Here is a 15,831-nt window from a genome sequence, read left to right as displayed (position 1 = left end):
CAACGACATTTATCATACTTGCTGTATCAAGGAACTGCATCGAACATGCCTCAGCTCTCGGATATCCTGAAATCCCGCGTCGAAGGCGACGTTCTGTTCGACAACTTTTCGCGCGGACGCTATGCGACGGATGCCTCGCTGTATCAGATGATGCCGCTAGGTGTGCTGTCCCCGAAATCAGAGGACGATATCCGCGCCGCCATCGACATTGCCCGCGAACAGAACGTGCCGATAATGCCGCGCGGCGGCGGCACGTCGCAATGCGGTCAGACGGTGAACACTGCGTTGGTTCTGGATAACACGCAATATTTCAACGACATTCTGGAACTGGATGTCGAAAATCTGCGCTGCGTCGTGCGCCCCGGTATCGTGCTGGACGAATTGAATCGCGCGTTGAAACCGCATGGTTTGTGGTTTCCAGTGGACGTGTCCACCGCATCACGCGCCACCATTGGCGGCATGACCGGCAACAATTCCTGCGGCGGCAAATCGCTGCGCTATGGGATGATGCGCGACAATGTCCTGTCCATCGACGCCTTTCTGGCCGATGGAAGTCGCCACCATTTTGGCCCGAACGGCGCAGCGGCAGACCCCGCATACACCGCGCTGCGTGACGACATGCTGCGTCTTGGAGCCCGCGAGGCGAATGAAATCGACGCCCGCTTTCCCAAGGTCATGCGCCGGGTGGGGGGCTATAACATCGACGCGCTGACGCCGTCGCAGGTCCCCAACAACCTTGCCCAGCTTCTGGTCGGCTCGGAAGGCACGCTGGCCTATTCCACCGCGATCGAGCTGAAGCTGTGGCCGATCCTGTCGCAAAAGGTGCTGGGCGTCTGCCACTTTGCCACCTTCCACCAGGCGATGGATGCGGCGCAGCATCTGGTCACTTTGAAGCCGCAGGGGGTCGAACTGGTCGATGCGACGATGATCGCGCTGGCCCGCGACATTCCGATGTTCCGCGCCACCATTGAAGAGGTCGTGACCGGCACGCCCGAGGCGCTGCTGCTGGTCGAATTCGCGGAAGAGGATGCCAGTCGCCACCCCGCCAAGCTGACCGAGTTGGACGAGATGATGGGCGATCTGGGCTATTCCTGGTCCGGCACCGGCAAATCATGGGGCGGCGTGACCAAGGTCACCGACGCCGCCATGCAGGCCCGCATCGCGGACCTGCGCAGTTCGGGCCTGAACATCATGATGTCGATGAAGGCCGACGGCAAACCGGTGTCCTTTGTCGAGGATTGCGCCGTCGAACTGCCCGATCTGGCTGCCTATACCGATGGTCTGACCGAGATTTTCGAGAAACACGGCACCAAGGGCACATGGTATGCCCATGCCTCGGTCGGGTGCCTGCATGTGCGCCCGGTGCTGAACCTGAAACTGGACAAGGACGTCGCGACAATGCGCGCGATTGCCGAGGAATGCTTTGACCTTGTGGCGAAATACAAGGGCTCGCATTCGGGCGAACATGGCGACGGTCTGGTCCGGTCGGAATTCCACGAAAAGATGTTCGGCGCGCGCATGATCGCGAATTTTGCCGAGGTCAAGAAACGCTTTGACCCAGAGGGCCTGTTCAACCCCGGCAAGATCGTCGATGCGCCGAAAATGGATGACCGGCGGCTGTTCCGCTATGGCCCCGATTACGCCGCTCCCGAAATGCGCACCGAACTGGATTGGTCCGACTGGACCGGCAGCGGCGGCGGCTTTCAGGGCGCGATCGAGATGTGCAACAACAACGGTGCCTGTCGCAAGCTGAAAGGCGGCGTGATGTGCCCCTCATTCCGCGTGACACGCAAGGAACAGGACCTGACGCGCGGCCGCGCCAACACATTGCGGCTGGCGATCACCGGACAGCTGGGGCCGGATGCCCTGACCTCGGACCAGATGGCGGAAACGATGAAACTCTGCGTGTCCTGCAAGGGCTGCAAGCGCGAATGCCCCACCGGCGTCGACATGGCCCGCATGAAGATCGAGGTTCAGGCGGCGCGCGCCAAAAAACACGGGCTGAGTCTGCATGACCGTCTGGTCGGCTACCTGCCGCGCTATGCACCGTGGGCGTCGCGCCTCTCGGGTCTGGCGAACCTGCGCAACACGGTGCCGGGCCTGGCCAAACTGACCGAACGCCTGACCGGGTTCACCGCCACGCGCGACCTGCCGGTCTGGAGCGCGCGGCCCTTCAAGAACAGCGAGGTGGCGCCAGAAGACAGCCCGCAGGCGGTGCTGTTCGCGGATTGCTTCAACCGTTATTTCGAGCCTGAAAACCTGCGCGCCACGCTGACCGTTCTGGACGCCGCCCAAACCCGCGTGCATGTCGCCGCCGCGCCAAAGGGCGAACGCCCGCTGTGTTGCGGGCGCACGTTCCTGTCCGCCGGTCTGGTGGACGAGGCCCGCGCCGAGGCGCGCCGTCTGGTCGATGCTCTGCTGCCCTATGCCGAACAGGGCCTGCCCATCATCGGGCTGGAACCCAGCTGCCTTTTGACGCTGCGCGATGAAATCCCCGCCCTGATGCCCGGCAAGGATACTGCCCTGCTGGCGAAACAGGCCCGCATGCTGGAAGAATACATCGCGGATCAGGACGACAACCCCCATTTCACCCTATCGCTGACCTCGCCCGCGCCGAAAGTTCTGCTGCATGGCCATTGCCACCAAAAGGCGATGGGTGTGATGACCGCGATCCAGAAAACTCTGTCGCGCATCCCCGACACGACTATTGAGACGGTCGAGACCAGTTGCTGTGGCATGGCCGGCTCGTTCGGCTACGGGATAGACACCCATGACATCTCGCTGAAAATGGCCGAGCTGGACCTGGCCCCAGCGGTGCGCGCCGCCGATGATGACACGCTGATCGTCGCTGATGGCACCTCATGCCGCCATCAGGTACGCGATACGACCGGACGCAAACCGATCCACGTTGCGCGCCTTCTTGAGATGGCGTTGGATCAGTCACGAGGTACCCAGTGATGCATGCCGCCGCCCCTCAGCCGATCAAGCGCAAATCTCTGCATCAGGAGTTGGTCGACCGCCTGCAATTCTTGATTATCAACGGGGATCTGGCACCGGGCGCGAAAGTGCCGGAAAAGGACCTGTGCATCCGCTTTGACGTGTCCCGCACCCCCCTGCGCGAGGCGCTCAAGGTACTGGCCTCGGACGGGCTCGTGCGGTTGGAACCCAACCGCGGGGCGTGGGTGACACCTGTCACCATCGGCGAGGTCGACGAGGTTTTTCCCGTCCTTGGCGCGCTCGAGGCGCTGTCGGGCGAGCTGGCCTGCAAAAGCATCTCGGACGATGAAATCGCGGCGGTGCGCCACCTGCACGAACAGATGATCATTAGCTATGAAACCCGTGATCTCGACAGCTATTTTTCGCTGAACCAGCAGATCCACCGCGCGATCCTGCTGGCCGCGCGCAACGATACGCTGACCACCTCCTGTCAGACGCTGTCGCTGCGGATGCAGCGCGCGCGCTACCTTGCCAACATGACCGAAGGGCGGTGGGCAACGGCGGTGCAGGAACACGAGAACATCCTGCGAGATCTGTCTGACCGGGACGGCAAGAAACTGGCGCAGACCCTGCTGGGCCACATGGAGGCCAAGCGCGCCTCGGTTGTGCATTGGCTGGAGACGCAGCAACCGCTGCCCGACGCCTCGTGATCGGCCCGGCGGACGGAAAATCCGATCAAGCCAAATGTCTCACTCTACCCTTTGATACGAAAGCCACGCCGGAGCGCGCTCAGAACCGCAAGCGCCCGAACTGAACACTGGCATCCTCACCGACATTAGAAAGCGCCCGTAATGACTTCCTTTGCCGCAACACCCGCCCTTCAGACGGTTGTCGATCATGCACTGGCCCACGAGACAAAGTGGCCACGGAGCATGTTTTATCCAGACGGGTCCTATGTCGGGAATGTCGAATGGAACGAGAGTGGCCCCTGGACCGAGATCGTCGGCCCCGTTGCCGAGCGCGGCGGACCCGCAGGCGTCGTTCTGAAAGGCAACGAGCGGATCGCTGAATGGGGGGATACTGACCGCACGGACATGACGTTCTCCATCGCGAAAAGCTATCTATCCGTTCTTGCGGGACTGGCCGTGAAGGATGGGTTGATTGATGATCTGGACGCGCCGGTCGGTGATACGGTGGAGGGACCGCATTTTTCAAGCGCGCACAACGCCGAGATCACCTGGCGGCACATGCTGCAGATGAACAGCGAATGGCGTGGCGAGATTTTTGGCAAGGACGATCAAGTTGATCATTTCCGACAGATCGGTATCGGCGCGGACAACAGCCGCAAGGGCCAGTTGCGCGAGGTCGGCCAGCCGGGCAGCTATTACGAATACAACGATGTGCGCGTGAATGCGCTGGCCTATGCCCTGCTGTGCCGGTTTGGCCGCCCCCTGCCGGAGGTGCTGCGCGAGCGCATCATGGATCCCATCGGCGCCTCGGACAGCTGGACGTGGGAGGGATACTCGACGTCCTGGGTGGAACTGAACGGCCGCCGGGTGCAATCTGTCACGGGCGGCGGTCACTGGGGCGGTGGCCTGTTCATCAGCGCCAACAATCACGCGAAATTCGGCCTGTTCATCAAACAGAATGGTGCATGGAACGGCAAGCAGATATTGCCGAACAACTGGATGCAGAGGTCGCTTGAGCAGACGCCGACGCTGGACAAATACGGGTTCCTCTGGTGGCTGAACAAAGGGCAGGCTGCCAATCCCAAATTGCCATCGACGGCGTTCAGCGCGTTGGGGGCAGGGGGGCATAACCTGTGGATCAGCCCCGAGGACGATATCGTGGCGGTCATGCGCTGGCTTGACCCCGCCCATTCTCAGGCATTTCTCGAGGCACTGATGCGCGCGATCCCGTGTTGAGTGATCGCTTGCAATGCCGGGCATGAGCTGTCCGAGGTCAATGGCTCCAAAAGCGTTTCGCGCTGGGCGTTCGTAGGCACGCTCGACTTGAATATTGCGCGATAGTGGAGCGCCTAGTCGGTGACGGACAGCCTTGCACGACGCATAGAGCCATGAGAGCCGTGATCGACTTCAAGCTGTCGAAGGTCAGATCAAAGCGCTAGGGCTATGCCGCCCAGCAGCTAGTAGAATGCGCGGCACTGGCCAAAAGGATTGAGGATTGTGGAACGTTTGAGCCTTCACCCTCGCACGCTGGTGTGGCACGGCAGCCTACCATCTGGCCCTGGTCGTCAATCGGATGCTCACCCACCTCAAGCGATCAGGCCGCCTGTTCATGTCCTCTCCGCAGATTGCTTCGCACGCGCCTGCCGGGTAACAGACGAGATCCGGGCACCGGTGCGCGATCCCAAGGTTGGCAAGTCCAAAGCAGGCTACCTCTGGGCGTTGGCCCGCAATGATCGCGGTTGGGGTGGCGGCGACCCGCTCGCCGGAGTCTTCACCTATGCCCTCGCCCAGCGTCATGCATCGACGACCTCATGCCGTGGGCGTAAAACTGAAATCCTCTCGGCCATCACACACCGCTTTCTTTTGAACGCGCTGGCGCGACCGAGGTGTTCAAGATACGTGCTTTCCACATTGTGGAAATTATCACTGATCTCCTGCAAGTGAAGTGGTCAGTGCATTTGCCATGCTGCGAAGCTTATTGCCAACCAACGAGACGCGTTCTTGGGGCATTCGCGCCGAAATCGCTGATACAGATATCGCGCAAATCGCATCACCTGTCCGCGACCAAACGGCGGATGCAACACAGCGCAAACCAGCTGCATGTTCCTCGTTGTCTACGGAATAGCCCTGAGCACGGATTTTAACGATGTCCTCCATCAATGAGCCGATGTGACGATGAGAGCGTGGTGTCATGGGGTGAAAGCCGGTCCGCGCGGTAAATGCCGCAATGTCCGGATCGGACCATGTTGCAAGAATAGCCTTGCCCATGCCAGAGCAAGACGCAGGAACACGCCCTCCCGCGGGCGATATCGCTCGGACGATTTCGCGGCTTTCCACCTGAGAAATCGTTATGATTTCGCCCTTGTCCAAAACGCCAAGGTTCACTGTTTCGCGCGTTTCGTCGCGTAATTTTCGCAGAAAGGGCAGGGCGGGGGCGATAAAATTGTATTTCTGGATGTAGGCTGAGCCGACGGAATACGCGTCACGTCCGATATGCCACAGCGTCCGCTCTGGTTCGAATTGAACGAAGCCTTCAACCTCCAATGTGGTGAGCAAGCGGTGTGTCGTCGACACCGCAAGGCCAGCATCACGGGCTAGATCACTAACACGGTGGCCCTCGTCTGAGAGGGCGAGCAGCTTCATCAGCGTGATGGCCCGCCGAACGGATTGAACGCCGCTTCCCGTAGGTTTCATGTTTGGCTTTCCGCATTGTGAAAAATTATCATGCTCCAATTACTTTTTCTACGAGCCAAAGTCTAGGGTGTGAAAAAAAGGACTCCAGAATGACGACATACGTGAAACGCGCGGATCTTGATGTGTCCGCTGACCTTGCTGCACTGATCGAAGACGAGGTTCTCTTGAATATCGATCCTGATGCTTTCTGGCAGGGCTATTGCGAGCTTCTGAAGGATTTGATCCCTGAAAACCGGGCGCTGTTGGAAACGCGGAAAGTGCTTCAGGCAAAGATCGACGATTGGCACCGATCGCATCGCGACGAGCGATTTGACATTGATGCGTATTGCGCTTTTTTGCGCGACATTGGTTATCTGAGTCCGGACCCAGAGCCCTTCAAGATTGACGTCACAAACGTCGACCCTGAGATTGCCAAAATTGCCGGTCCCCAGTTGGTCGTTCCTGTGATGAATGCGCGTTTTGCCTTGAACGCTGCGAATGCCCGTTGGGGATCGCTGTATGATGCGCTGTACGGAACCGATGCCATCCCGGGCACGTCTGAAGGCCAGGAGTATGATCCGAAGCGCGGGGAGCAGGTTATCGCGTGGGCGCGGGCCCATCTGGACGAAGTTGCCTCACTGGCCGAAGGGTCATGGAAGGATGTCGATGCATTGACCGCTACCGATACCTTGATGGTCAGTGTCGACGGCAAGCCGACGAAACTGGCAGATCCCGAGCATTACGCGGGTTACCGCGACTCCGGTGACGTTCTGTTGCGTGTGAACGGGCTGCTTATCGAAATCAAGATTGATCGCAACAGCACAATCGGCGCAACCGACCCTGCCGGCATTTCTGATATCCGACTGGAAAGTGCGCTGACGGCTATCCAGGATTGTGAAGATTCTGTCGCGGCAGTCGATGCCGAGGACAAATGCGAAGTTTATGCCAATTGGCTGGGGCTGATGAAGGGCACGTTGGAGGAAGCCTTTGAGAAGGGCGGCAAAACGATAACCCGACGCCTTCACCCCGATCTGACGTTTACTGTACCCGGTGGCAGCACTGTCACCCATCCCGGCCGCGCGCTTATGTTGGTGCGCAACGTCGGCCACTTGATGACGACCAACGCGATCTTGCTTGGCGGCGCGGAAACGCCCGAAGGCATCATGGATGCGGTGATCACAGTGGCCTGCGCGATGCATGACCTGTCGAAAACGGACGGCTTGCGCAACTCGCGCAGCGGCTCGGTTTACGTGGTAAAGCCGAAAATGCATGGCCCCGAAGAGGTTGCGTTTTCCAACACCCTGTATTCCCGCGTCGAAGATCTGCTCGGCCTGCCGCGCAACACTGTGAAACTTGGGATCATGGATGAAGAACGGCGCACGTCGGCCAACCTGCCTGCATGTATTGCAGAGGTGAAATCGCGCTGCGTGTTCATCAACACAGGCTTCCTAGACAGGACCGGCGACGAAATTCATACGATGATGCAGGCTGGACCTGTCATTCCGCGCGGCGAAATGGCGGCAACTGCTTGGATCGAGGCCTATGAGAATGGCAACGTTGATACAGGCCTTGCCGTTGGCCTGATGGGACACGCCCAGATTGGTAAGGGGATGTGGGCCAAGCCGGACAATATGGCGGATATGTTGCGCGAAAAGATCGGTCATCCCAAATCCGGTGCGAATACCGCCTGGGTGCCGTCCCCGACGGCGGCCACGTTGCACGCCACGCATTATCACCATGTCAATGTCACCGAAGTGCAAAAGCAAAAAATGACGCGTGAGCAGGCGTCGCGGGAGGGTCTGCTGACTCCTCCGGTGATGAGTGGTCGCGTCCTGAGCGAAGACGTGGTCACACGTGAGTTGGAAAACGCATGTCAATCGATCCTTGGATATGTGGTGCGATGGGTCGATCAGGGGATTGGATGTTCCAAAGTGCCCGATATTGATGATGTCGCCTTGATGGAAGATCGCGCCACCTTGCGTATTTCCTCACAGTATCTGGCGAATTGGATCGAGCACGGTATCTGTACCACCGAGCAGGTCGAGCAGGCGTTCCGCCAGATGGCGGCAAAGGTTGATGCGCAGAATGCTGGTGATCCCGCCTACAGCGCGATGGCTCCATCGTTCGACGGCGAGGCGTTTAACGCCGCGCGCGACCTTGTGTTCAAAGGGGTGTGCCAGCCGTCTGGCTACACGGAACCGCTTCTTTACGCGGCCCGTTTGCGGGTCAAAAACGGGTCGTGAGGTAGCTTGAAGGCGCGGTTCTATTGAAGCTGACGTGTCACCGGTTCTGACATTGTGCTGATTTCAAGAATCCGCAGACAGATCTCAGGCAAACCTGATGATCTTGTCATCCATGCCATCGATCCGGGTCAGGCCCTTCAGTCGCTTGCTGGCCGCGCCATTGCGCCGGTTGGCTTGGCCCGGAGCGCACCTTTGCCGTCCTCGTAGCCCAGATGCGCAGTCAGCTCAGCCCCGAGCATCCGCTCCATCAGCTTGATCTTGAGCTCTTTCATCAGCAGTTTCATTGCCCTTGCAGAGACTGGTTCGAATCCGTCTGACAGCACCGGCGGCCAAGTCATTCGTTCCGCCCGGCACAGCGTATTCGTTCAGCATGCAGAAACTGTGCCAGCGCTGCCATCGCCAGGGAGGTCGTGTGTTGATTGGATCGGCCAAAAGGTGGAACGCTGCGCCCAAGCCATCCGCCATCTTTCTGCTGCGCGCGGGTCAGGCGGATCATCCAGGCAGGCGAAACCAGATCGTGGCGGCCAAACCATTCCAGGATGAAAATCCGCTCTGCAAACAGATCTCCGGCATAGCTTACTTCGGAATTCCGTGCTGCGATGCTGGCAATTTCTGCCTCAATCAGACTGTCGATCTGCCCTTCCAATTCGACACCCGCGCGCTTCATCAGCAATCCACCGACGACCACATGTGTCGATCCATAGTGTCCGCCATCTGGCAACGCCTGCAGATATCGCAGCAACCGTTTCGCATCGATGCGATCAGCATTCGCAGCATCAATCATCATCAGTTCGATGACCTGATAACGGCGTATTTCCATTATGTCCGGCAAATGCCGGTGCTGATCGGGGTCGTAATCTCTTCGCACGGCCCTTAGGCCCGGATCGAAATAGGTTTGGCGATAGATCTCGATCCGGTCTTCCACGAAGGCCAAATCGTCATGCCCGCTCTGCCGGAATGCCTGATCGAGTACCAGGATTGCGGACATCGTCAAATCATGCTGTGGCTCGAACCACCGTCGGCCACGAACGAGCGCAACTTCCATCCGCTGCAGCCAAGCTTTGCGATCCCTGGCATAGGCGGTTTCGAGTTTCCGATTCCGACGCTCTACGAAAACGCGATCTGAGCGAGCCTCCAATGCCTGGCCGATCTTGCGTAAAATCGACGGCGCACCCATCAGAGTATCTTGCCTAATGGATATCGATGACGGCAGTTTTCCTGGGAAAATGGTTTCGAAATCAAGAAAATCACTGTTAGATGCCGCATGTGACCCAGTTTCTGACCAGATTGCGTTGATGAACTCCGCCGCTTTTTGAAACAGCGCCGACCGATCACGACGCCGCTCCGGGACGAGTGGAACTCAGAGGTGAGCCTATGGAAAAAACGCCGCCCGCGCCAGTCAAATGGAAAGTCACGACCGGTCTCACAGCCATTTCGGAATTGGAAAGGGAATGGCGTGCGCTGGCCCACGAACGTCATGCCGCCTGGCCTTATTGTGGCCCTGAATACCTTATTGCGGCGATGGAGGTTTACCATTCTGAGGACCGCCCCGTCGTGATAAGTGCGTATTCTAGGGGGCGGCTTGCCGGGGTGCTGCCCCTGGTATCGCGGCGGATGATCAAAATGGGGTTCTCGGTCCGCGAGATGGGGTTTCCCAACAATCCGAACGTGATCAACAATGACCCTTTGATCGCACCACGCGACGAGACAGATGCTGCAACCGTCGCGGGCGCACTTCTTCAGGGCGCGTTTTCTCTTGAGGCGGACAGCCTCATTCTGGATCATCTGCCATCCGCACCTGCAATTAGCGGGTGTTTGCGAAGTGCAGCCGCGTGTATCGGGGGATGGAGCTTGGAGCCTGTGCCTGCGCGACGGCTTTTTTATGCCAAGCTATGCCCGGACTGGAAGGACTACCTTGCCACGAGATCGCGCAATCATCGATGGCAGGTCCGCAAAGCGCTGAAACAGGCGGCCGACACAAAAGGATTGGAGGTGCGCCGTATCTGCGGGCGCGATCAGATCCGCCTGCACTTGCGCAAGTGGTTTGATGTTGAAAGGCGGAGCTGGCAGGCCGCCGATCCCGGTGCCGCCATGAGCGCCGCCGACAGGCAGTTTCACGACCTGCTTCTGGACCGTCTCGCACCGGAAGATGTGGGGGATCTTTGGCTGGTTCTCGTGAAGGATCGCCCGATCGCCGCCCTCCGAATGCTGGCCGGCGCGATGTCTGTTTCAGTTCACACCACGCATTTCGATAGCAGTGCGCGCGACCAAGCGCCTGGCCTCCTTGCCTTCTCCGCGATGATGCGCGCAGCCTGCGAAGATGGTTTGCAAGAGGTGGACATGCACGGGTGTACGGATTTTTTCAAACGCTGGGCAACCGGTGACAGGCCGCACGAGACGTTGCGCATTTTTGCGCCCACGCTTCGCGGGCGGGCACTCTGGATGGCCGCACGGGCGAAACGGGGCGTACTTCATCGCGAAACGGCTAAGAAAAGGGCTAAAGACCCTCCTGGATCCCAATGACGATTGTGTCTCCTGGCAATATAGGCGTGCTCTCTTCGGCAGTCAGGATCGTGGACTCGCCATTGGCTGTTCGGTTGATTTCATAGGTGACGGATCTGTCTCCTTGCAGCGTCAGGTCCAGATCAAGATAGCGCCGCGCGATATCGGCAGCACGAATAATCGAGGCACGGCGGGCTTCCTGCTCTCCCAGGGTCGCAATCAGCTGTTCGCGCTCTCGGCTCAGCTCCTGGCGGAGCAAAGGAACGAAGTTGCGCAACTGGAGGTCTATTTGTTCCAGGGACACTCGGGTTTCTGCGATCTGGGCATTGATGCTGATCTGTGTTGCCAGCAACTGCGAATAGGATGTCTGGCTGTCCTGTAGATCCTGCAGGCGCATAAGGCCTTGATCTTTCAGGGTCAGCAATGAGCCGAGGCGCTCCCGCGACACCAGGACAGCTTCCGAAATAGCTTCGTTCTGCTGCTCGAGGTAGGTGATCACATCCTTCAGCGATGCCCGGCGCAGCTTCAGAGAATGCTCCGTCGCCAGATGAGTGCTAAGATTAGCCATTATCAGACGCTGTTGGGTTTCGCGCACGTCATCCAGCGCCGGAATCATGGCTATCTGTGCCGGAAAGGCAATAAGCTCGATGCCGATCCGGATCAGTTCCGCAAAGGCCTGATGATCCACAGCCGCCATCCGGATCAGAAAAGCGGCTTCGAGGGCCTCGTTCGTAAGCGCTGCTTCATCGTCCTCGATCACGGCCGCGGCATTCAGCGCCTCGGGAAGATCGAAATGGTCGGGATCGATCTGCTCGAACAGCGCGTTCACAAATGCTAGTTCGACATCAAGGCGGGCTCTTCGTGCGGTAAGGGATCCGATTGCCAATTCGGCGGCTCCAGCACGTTCGATGGCCGAATAAGCCTGCAGGAAAGATCCGAGTTCGTCCTTCGGCAACCGGCTCGAACCGCCGGCCAGCGCCACCGCCTGCCGAAGCGTCAGTCCGGGCCGCCAGGTGAACGCCCCCGGTTGTGGTACATCGCCGGTCACGAACACATCCCGCCATCGCACGACATCAACGAACAGGCTGGGCGAGACGATCAGTTCGTTTTCGACAAGTCCGCGCGAAATGGCCGCTTCCAGTTCGGCCGGCGTCCTTCCCGATGCATTCAGACGGCCCAACAGCGGCACTCCGACGTTGCCAGCCGGGTCAACTGTTCGTTCGCCTGACAAGTCGTCGCGTCCGTAAACGGATAACTGAACAACATCGCCTGGAGCTAACACAACCTCTTGCGCGAAGGCAGTAATACCGCCGGTCCAAACGGACAGAACAAGCGACAAAACACTGGTGTGAACAAAATGCTTCATGGTCTGATCTTCTCGAAAATACGGAAGCCATTGCCAAGTGACTTGAAACAAGCGTAGTATTTATAGGGATTTACAACAACATTTTTGATTGTTTTCGGACATGGCCAGTGTGCAGGGACAACCGGGATTGGACGTGCCACTTCATCAACATTGGCACGATATCCATATCCGCCGCTGGCTCATCGTGTTCACCTCGGTCGCGGCGGGCGGGCTTGCGTATTTCGGCAGTCTTGCCATGACGCCGGTCTTCGAGGCCAAGACGACGTTCTACCTTGCTGCAAATGCCACACCTTCCAGTTTCTCGGGAAGCGTACCGGATGCACCCCAAAAACCGCTTTTTCCGATCCCCGAGGAGAAAGCAGCTTCGCTTGACGTAGGGATACTGCGCGGGCAGGAAATGATGACGGCACTGGCCGCGGATGCAGGCGTGCCGCGATCCGATCTTCAACGGCAGATCGATGTGACGGTAAGCGGCGAATTCATGATCGATGTTTTCGTGCGCGACCCCGATCCACAAAAGGCGGCGGATATCGTCAAGCGCGTCCCTGTCCTTTACCGGCAGTTTCATGAAGCCTCGTTACGCACGCGCGCCGATGAAATCGCGCGCGCGCTGACGGGCCAGATCACGACCTTGGAAGCCGAGCTCGCGGCGTTACGCACCGAGCGCCAGAGACTGAGAGCAGCGAGCGCCTCAACCGCAGATGAAAGCGCGCTTCAGCGCATTCAGGCGGAACGCGATGTGGCTTTGCACGACCTGCGCAGCGCGGACAGCCGTATCGCGGAAATGATGGCGCGCCGTGATGCGGTTGCTCAAACATTGCAGGAAGAGACCGCGCTCTATCGCGATGGGCTCACAATCGAAACCACGACCGCGCTCGACAATATGCTGCAAAGCATTCTCGAATTACGGGTCGAGCTTGCATCGGTCACCGATGGCGTAGCCAGTCCGCGACGTGAGGCCATCGAGGCGCAGATCACAGAGCTTGAAACAGCCATGGATGCAGAGCGACGGCGGCTGACCGAAGCTGCTGCCAAATCCGATGGCAGCCTGTTCGAAAGGCTCAGGCTTGAACGTGCGTTGACGCAGGCGGATCTTGCCGAAGAACTGGCAGCTCGGACCTCGACCGAGGCCACAGTGGAAGCCGTCACCGACAGATTCGAGATGATTCTTCAGGCTGTCGGCAAGGACGAAGTTCTCAGCCAGCGTATCGCCGCGCTAGAAGGTCAAATCGCTGCGCTGGCCGACAATGCTTCTGCGGCCGCTTTGCAGGCCGCCAACGCTTCGGCCCCTCTGGTCGTTGTCACCACCGGCGAGCCTCCGTTCCGCCCTGTCTTCCCGCTTCCGCTGCTCAATATGGTCGTCGCCTTGATTTGCGGGGCAATTTTCGGTGCCTATTACGCCATTTACCTTGCGCATATGGAACGCGGCCGCCGGCTGCGCCGCAGCGCCGAGGCACCCCCGCCCATCTTCACGTCAGAGGAGATCGCCGCGTTGCGCTCTGGCGCGCCGCTGGTGCTGAGAAATCGCGGGAGCGGAGGCACGGATGGCTGAGCCGCTTCCCCCTGAGATGCGCGCCGCGATCCAAAGCATCAGCGCCGCAGGACGATCCGAGATCGAAACGGCGCTTTCACCTGGCCGGGCCCGTAGAGCAAAGCTGTTTCGCGAGGGCTTGTATCTTCTCGGCGGTCTTGCCCTCGGCTGTTTTTCTGCCGGGCTGGCGGTGTTTCTGACCGCCATAGTCCTGAACCTTTTGTTTCATTACTCACCGCCATGACCGCGCATGATCATCACAGCAGAATCTACACCATCGTCCGCGCTGCCCTGCGCCGCGAAACCCTGACCCAACGCGACATGGGCCGCCAACTGGTTGACGGTCAATGGCTGGACCCCAGCGCGGCCCGACGAGTGCGCAAATCACGCCTTTTGGCGGGTGGCAGCCGCGTCGTCGAGGCTCTGCTGGTCTTTGCGGGGCTAGCGTTGGTGGGACTCGCCTTCTTTGTCTTGACCGATTTTCTGATCTGACCTTCGGCCGCACAGTTGGCCCGACCGCGCGATCAGGATGACGGACTGAGACACGGCCAGCATCAGCCACAGATTGCTGTGCTGTAGGTTCGGTTCGTTCTGTGCGAGAAGCAGCGCCGCCAGAAGAACCATCAAGAGTACTGCAGGAAACCGTGACCGTACCTTGTCCGACAGCACAAGCCGTCCCAAATCCAGCGTCAAGGCGAAGAAGATGCCGATGCAGACAAGCGCACCCATCACGCCCAGTTCGGTCGCGGCCTGCCCGAACATGTTGTGCACCGGCCGATCCCAGAAATTGCCGTCGACCTCGCCAAACCCGTGAAGTCCGGTTCCGATCAGCGGGGCACGGCCAACCTGCTCCAGCCCCAACTCGAACAGCGTCTTGCGCTGATCCACGCCTTTGGCGATGCCCGCATCGCCGAATGACATGTCATAGACGACGTCCAGAAGTCCCGCGAAATAGGCAAGTCCCAGAAAGAGGGTTCCAATCAACACGAAGTGGAGGATCAGACTAGGCCAGCGCAAAAGCGGGAATAGACTCAAGGCCAGCGCACCGGCGAAGATGCCGCCGAAATTGAGCGAGACGGCAAGCCCACCCAGTATGATCAGAATGAACAGAAAATCCCACCAGCGGCGCGATAGACTGGCTTGCCAAAGGGCGAACGGAAGCGCGTAGACCATGAATGACGAGAAATGCTGCGCCGTGCTGCAAAGCCCCGAAGCCCTCATCACGAAGCCGATAGGAGTCGGTTTGAACGCCGACTGCAGGGGATCGATCAAGCTGAAATAGAACACTTGAAAATAGGCGAGGGCGAATTGCAGCATGCCAATAAGCGCGCTGACCACCGCCACTGCGATGAAGATGGAAGAAAAGACGCGAAGCGTTGCCAGCGTCCTGCACAGATCGACGACCATCAGGGTAAGAATGGCCACCCGAACGATGCCGAAAATACCGATAAACCACGTAACCGGACTGATCACAGGCAAATGCGCAATGCCCAGAACAACCAGAAGCGAGACCCCGAAGAATAAAGGGGACAGGCGCAAAGCCCGTTCGGAATCGGTCGCGATCCGGGCCGCCCATATGCCGAAAGCGCCAAGCAGCGCCGCGTCGAAGAGATCAAGGGGTCCTGCTCCGATACCGTTCAGCTGTGAGGTAATCAGAAGCAAGCTCAGGATCGGAACTGCGGGATCGTCGCTGATGCGCAACGCCCTCACCACAAGGGCAGTCAGAACGGGTATCGCCACCAGTACGGGGGCGACCACATACGCGACCTGCAGCCATCGCGGCAGCGAAAATGCAGCGGCCCAGATCGGATAGAAAACCACTACCAGCGCCATCAAGATAGGGCCCAGAACCCAGAGCATACCACGCAACCAGGATGATATGACCCTTTG

12 protein-coding genes and 1 pseudogene are annotated in these 15,831 nt (G+C 59.1%); 8 read left to right on the top strand and 5 right to left on the bottom strand.

The features are described 5' to 3' along the window. Positions 1-45 precede the first annotated feature (45 nt). The 3 genes from ACEWPM_RS04260 (at position 46) to ACEWPM_RS04250 (ending at position 4,862) form a co-directional block, all read left to right on the top strand. Positions 46-2,958 carry an FAD-binding and (Fe-S)-binding domain-containing protein gene (locus ACEWPM_RS04260; RefSeq protein ID WP_393961978.1) on the top strand — a complete coding sequence of 971 codons (2,913 nt, stop codon included), beginning with the start codon at positions 46-48 and terminating at the stop codon, positions 2,956-2,958. Further along, positions 2,958-3,647, top strand: coding sequence for a GntR family transcriptional regulator (locus ACEWPM_RS04255; RefSeq protein ID WP_393961976.1), 690 nt, complete (start codon positions 2,958-2,960; stop codon positions 3,645-3,647). The genes ACEWPM_RS04260 and ACEWPM_RS04255 overlap by 1 nt, the downstream gene beginning before the upstream one ends. 222 nt (positions 3,648-3,869) lie before the next feature. Next, positions 3,870-4,862: a serine hydrolase domain-containing protein gene (locus ACEWPM_RS04250; protein WP_393961974.1), complete on the top strand. Its 993-nt coding sequence runs from the start codon at positions 3,870-3,872 to the stop codon at positions 4,860-4,862. 687 nt (positions 4,863-5,549) lie between these two features. Here ACEWPM_RS04250 and ACEWPM_RS04245 read toward each other — a convergent pair. After that, entirely contained in the window at positions 5,550-6,320 is a 771-nt protein-coding gene (locus ACEWPM_RS04245) for an IclR family transcriptional regulator (protein WP_393961972.1), read from the bottom strand. An 89-nt stretch (positions 6,321-6,409) separates the two neighbouring features. On the opposite strand from ACEWPM_RS04245, the gene ACEWPM_RS04240 reads away from it, so the two are divergent. Then, positions 6,410-8,542: a malate synthase G gene (locus tag ACEWPM_RS04240; RefSeq protein ID WP_393961970.1), complete on the top strand. Its 2,133-nt coding sequence runs from the start codon at positions 6,410-6,412 to the stop codon at positions 8,540-8,542. A gap of 96 nt (positions 8,543-8,638) precedes the next feature. Here ACEWPM_RS04240 and ACEWPM_RS04235 read toward each other — a convergent pair. Together ACEWPM_RS04235 and ACEWPM_RS04230 are read right to left on the bottom strand one after the other, a co-directional pair. Beyond that, a pseudogene (locus tag ACEWPM_RS04235) lies at positions 8,639-8,817 on the bottom strand (transposase); the annotation flags it as partial. Positions 8,818-8,876: 59 nt separating this feature from the next. After that, positions 8,877-9,719, bottom strand: coding sequence for a hypothetical protein (locus ACEWPM_RS04230; RefSeq protein WP_393961967.1), 843 nt, complete (start codon positions 9,717-9,719; stop codon positions 8,877-8,879). Positions 9,720-9,916: 197 nt separating this feature from the next. Between ACEWPM_RS04230 and ACEWPM_RS04225 the strand changes: the two genes are divergently transcribed. Beyond that, positions 9,917-11,065, top strand: a complete 1,149-nt coding sequence (locus ACEWPM_RS04225) for a GNAT family N-acetyltransferase (protein WP_393961966.1) — start codon at positions 9,917-9,919, stop codon at positions 11,063-11,065. Here the strand turns inward: ACEWPM_RS04225 and ACEWPM_RS04220 are convergent. Then, positions 11,040-12,410, bottom strand: coding sequence for a polysaccharide biosynthesis/export family protein (locus ACEWPM_RS04220; protein ID WP_393961965.1), 1,371 nt, complete (start codon positions 12,408-12,410; stop codon positions 11,040-11,042). The two genes, ACEWPM_RS04225 and ACEWPM_RS04220, sit on opposite strands and share 26 nt — an antisense overlap. 127 nt (positions 12,411-12,537) lie before the next feature. Here ACEWPM_RS04220 and ACEWPM_RS04215 point away from each other — a divergent pair, with 127 nt between their 5' ends. From ACEWPM_RS04215 to ACEWPM_RS04205, 3 genes are read left to right on the top strand one after another with little or no spacing between them, the layout of a single operon-like run. Further along, positions 12,538-13,962, top strand: coding sequence for a GumC domain-containing protein (locus ACEWPM_RS04215; RefSeq protein ID WP_393961963.1), 1,425 nt, complete (start codon positions 12,538-12,540; stop codon positions 13,960-13,962). Then, complete coding sequence (locus ACEWPM_RS04210) at positions 13,955-14,185, top strand: hypothetical protein (RefSeq protein WP_393961962.1); 231 nt, start codon at positions 13,955-13,957, stop codon at positions 14,183-14,185. The genes ACEWPM_RS04215 and ACEWPM_RS04210 overlap by 8 nt, the downstream gene beginning before the upstream one ends. Further along, complete coding sequence (locus tag ACEWPM_RS04205; protein ID WP_393961960.1) at positions 14,182-14,433, top strand: hypothetical protein; 252 nt, start codon at positions 14,182-14,184, stop codon at positions 14,431-14,433. Before ACEWPM_RS04210 ends, ACEWPM_RS04205 begins: the two co-directional genes overlap by 4 nt. Here the strand turns inward: ACEWPM_RS04205 and ACEWPM_RS04200 are convergent. After that, positions 14,383-15,774 (bottom strand): O-antigen ligase family protein, encoded by a 1,392-nt coding sequence (locus tag ACEWPM_RS04200; protein WP_393961958.1) that lies wholly within the window; start codon positions 15,772-15,774, stop codon positions 14,383-14,385. The two genes, ACEWPM_RS04205 and ACEWPM_RS04200, sit on opposite strands and share 51 nt — an antisense overlap. Between the last annotated feature and the right edge of the window lie 57 nt (positions 15,775-15,831).

Source organism: Roseovarius maritimus (genome assembly GCF_043355895.2).
Lineage (GTDB): Bacteria > Pseudomonadota > Alphaproteobacteria > Rhodobacterales > Rhodobacteraceae > Roseovarius > Roseovarius maritimus.
This window is presented reverse-complemented; position numbering and strand designations above follow the sequence as displayed.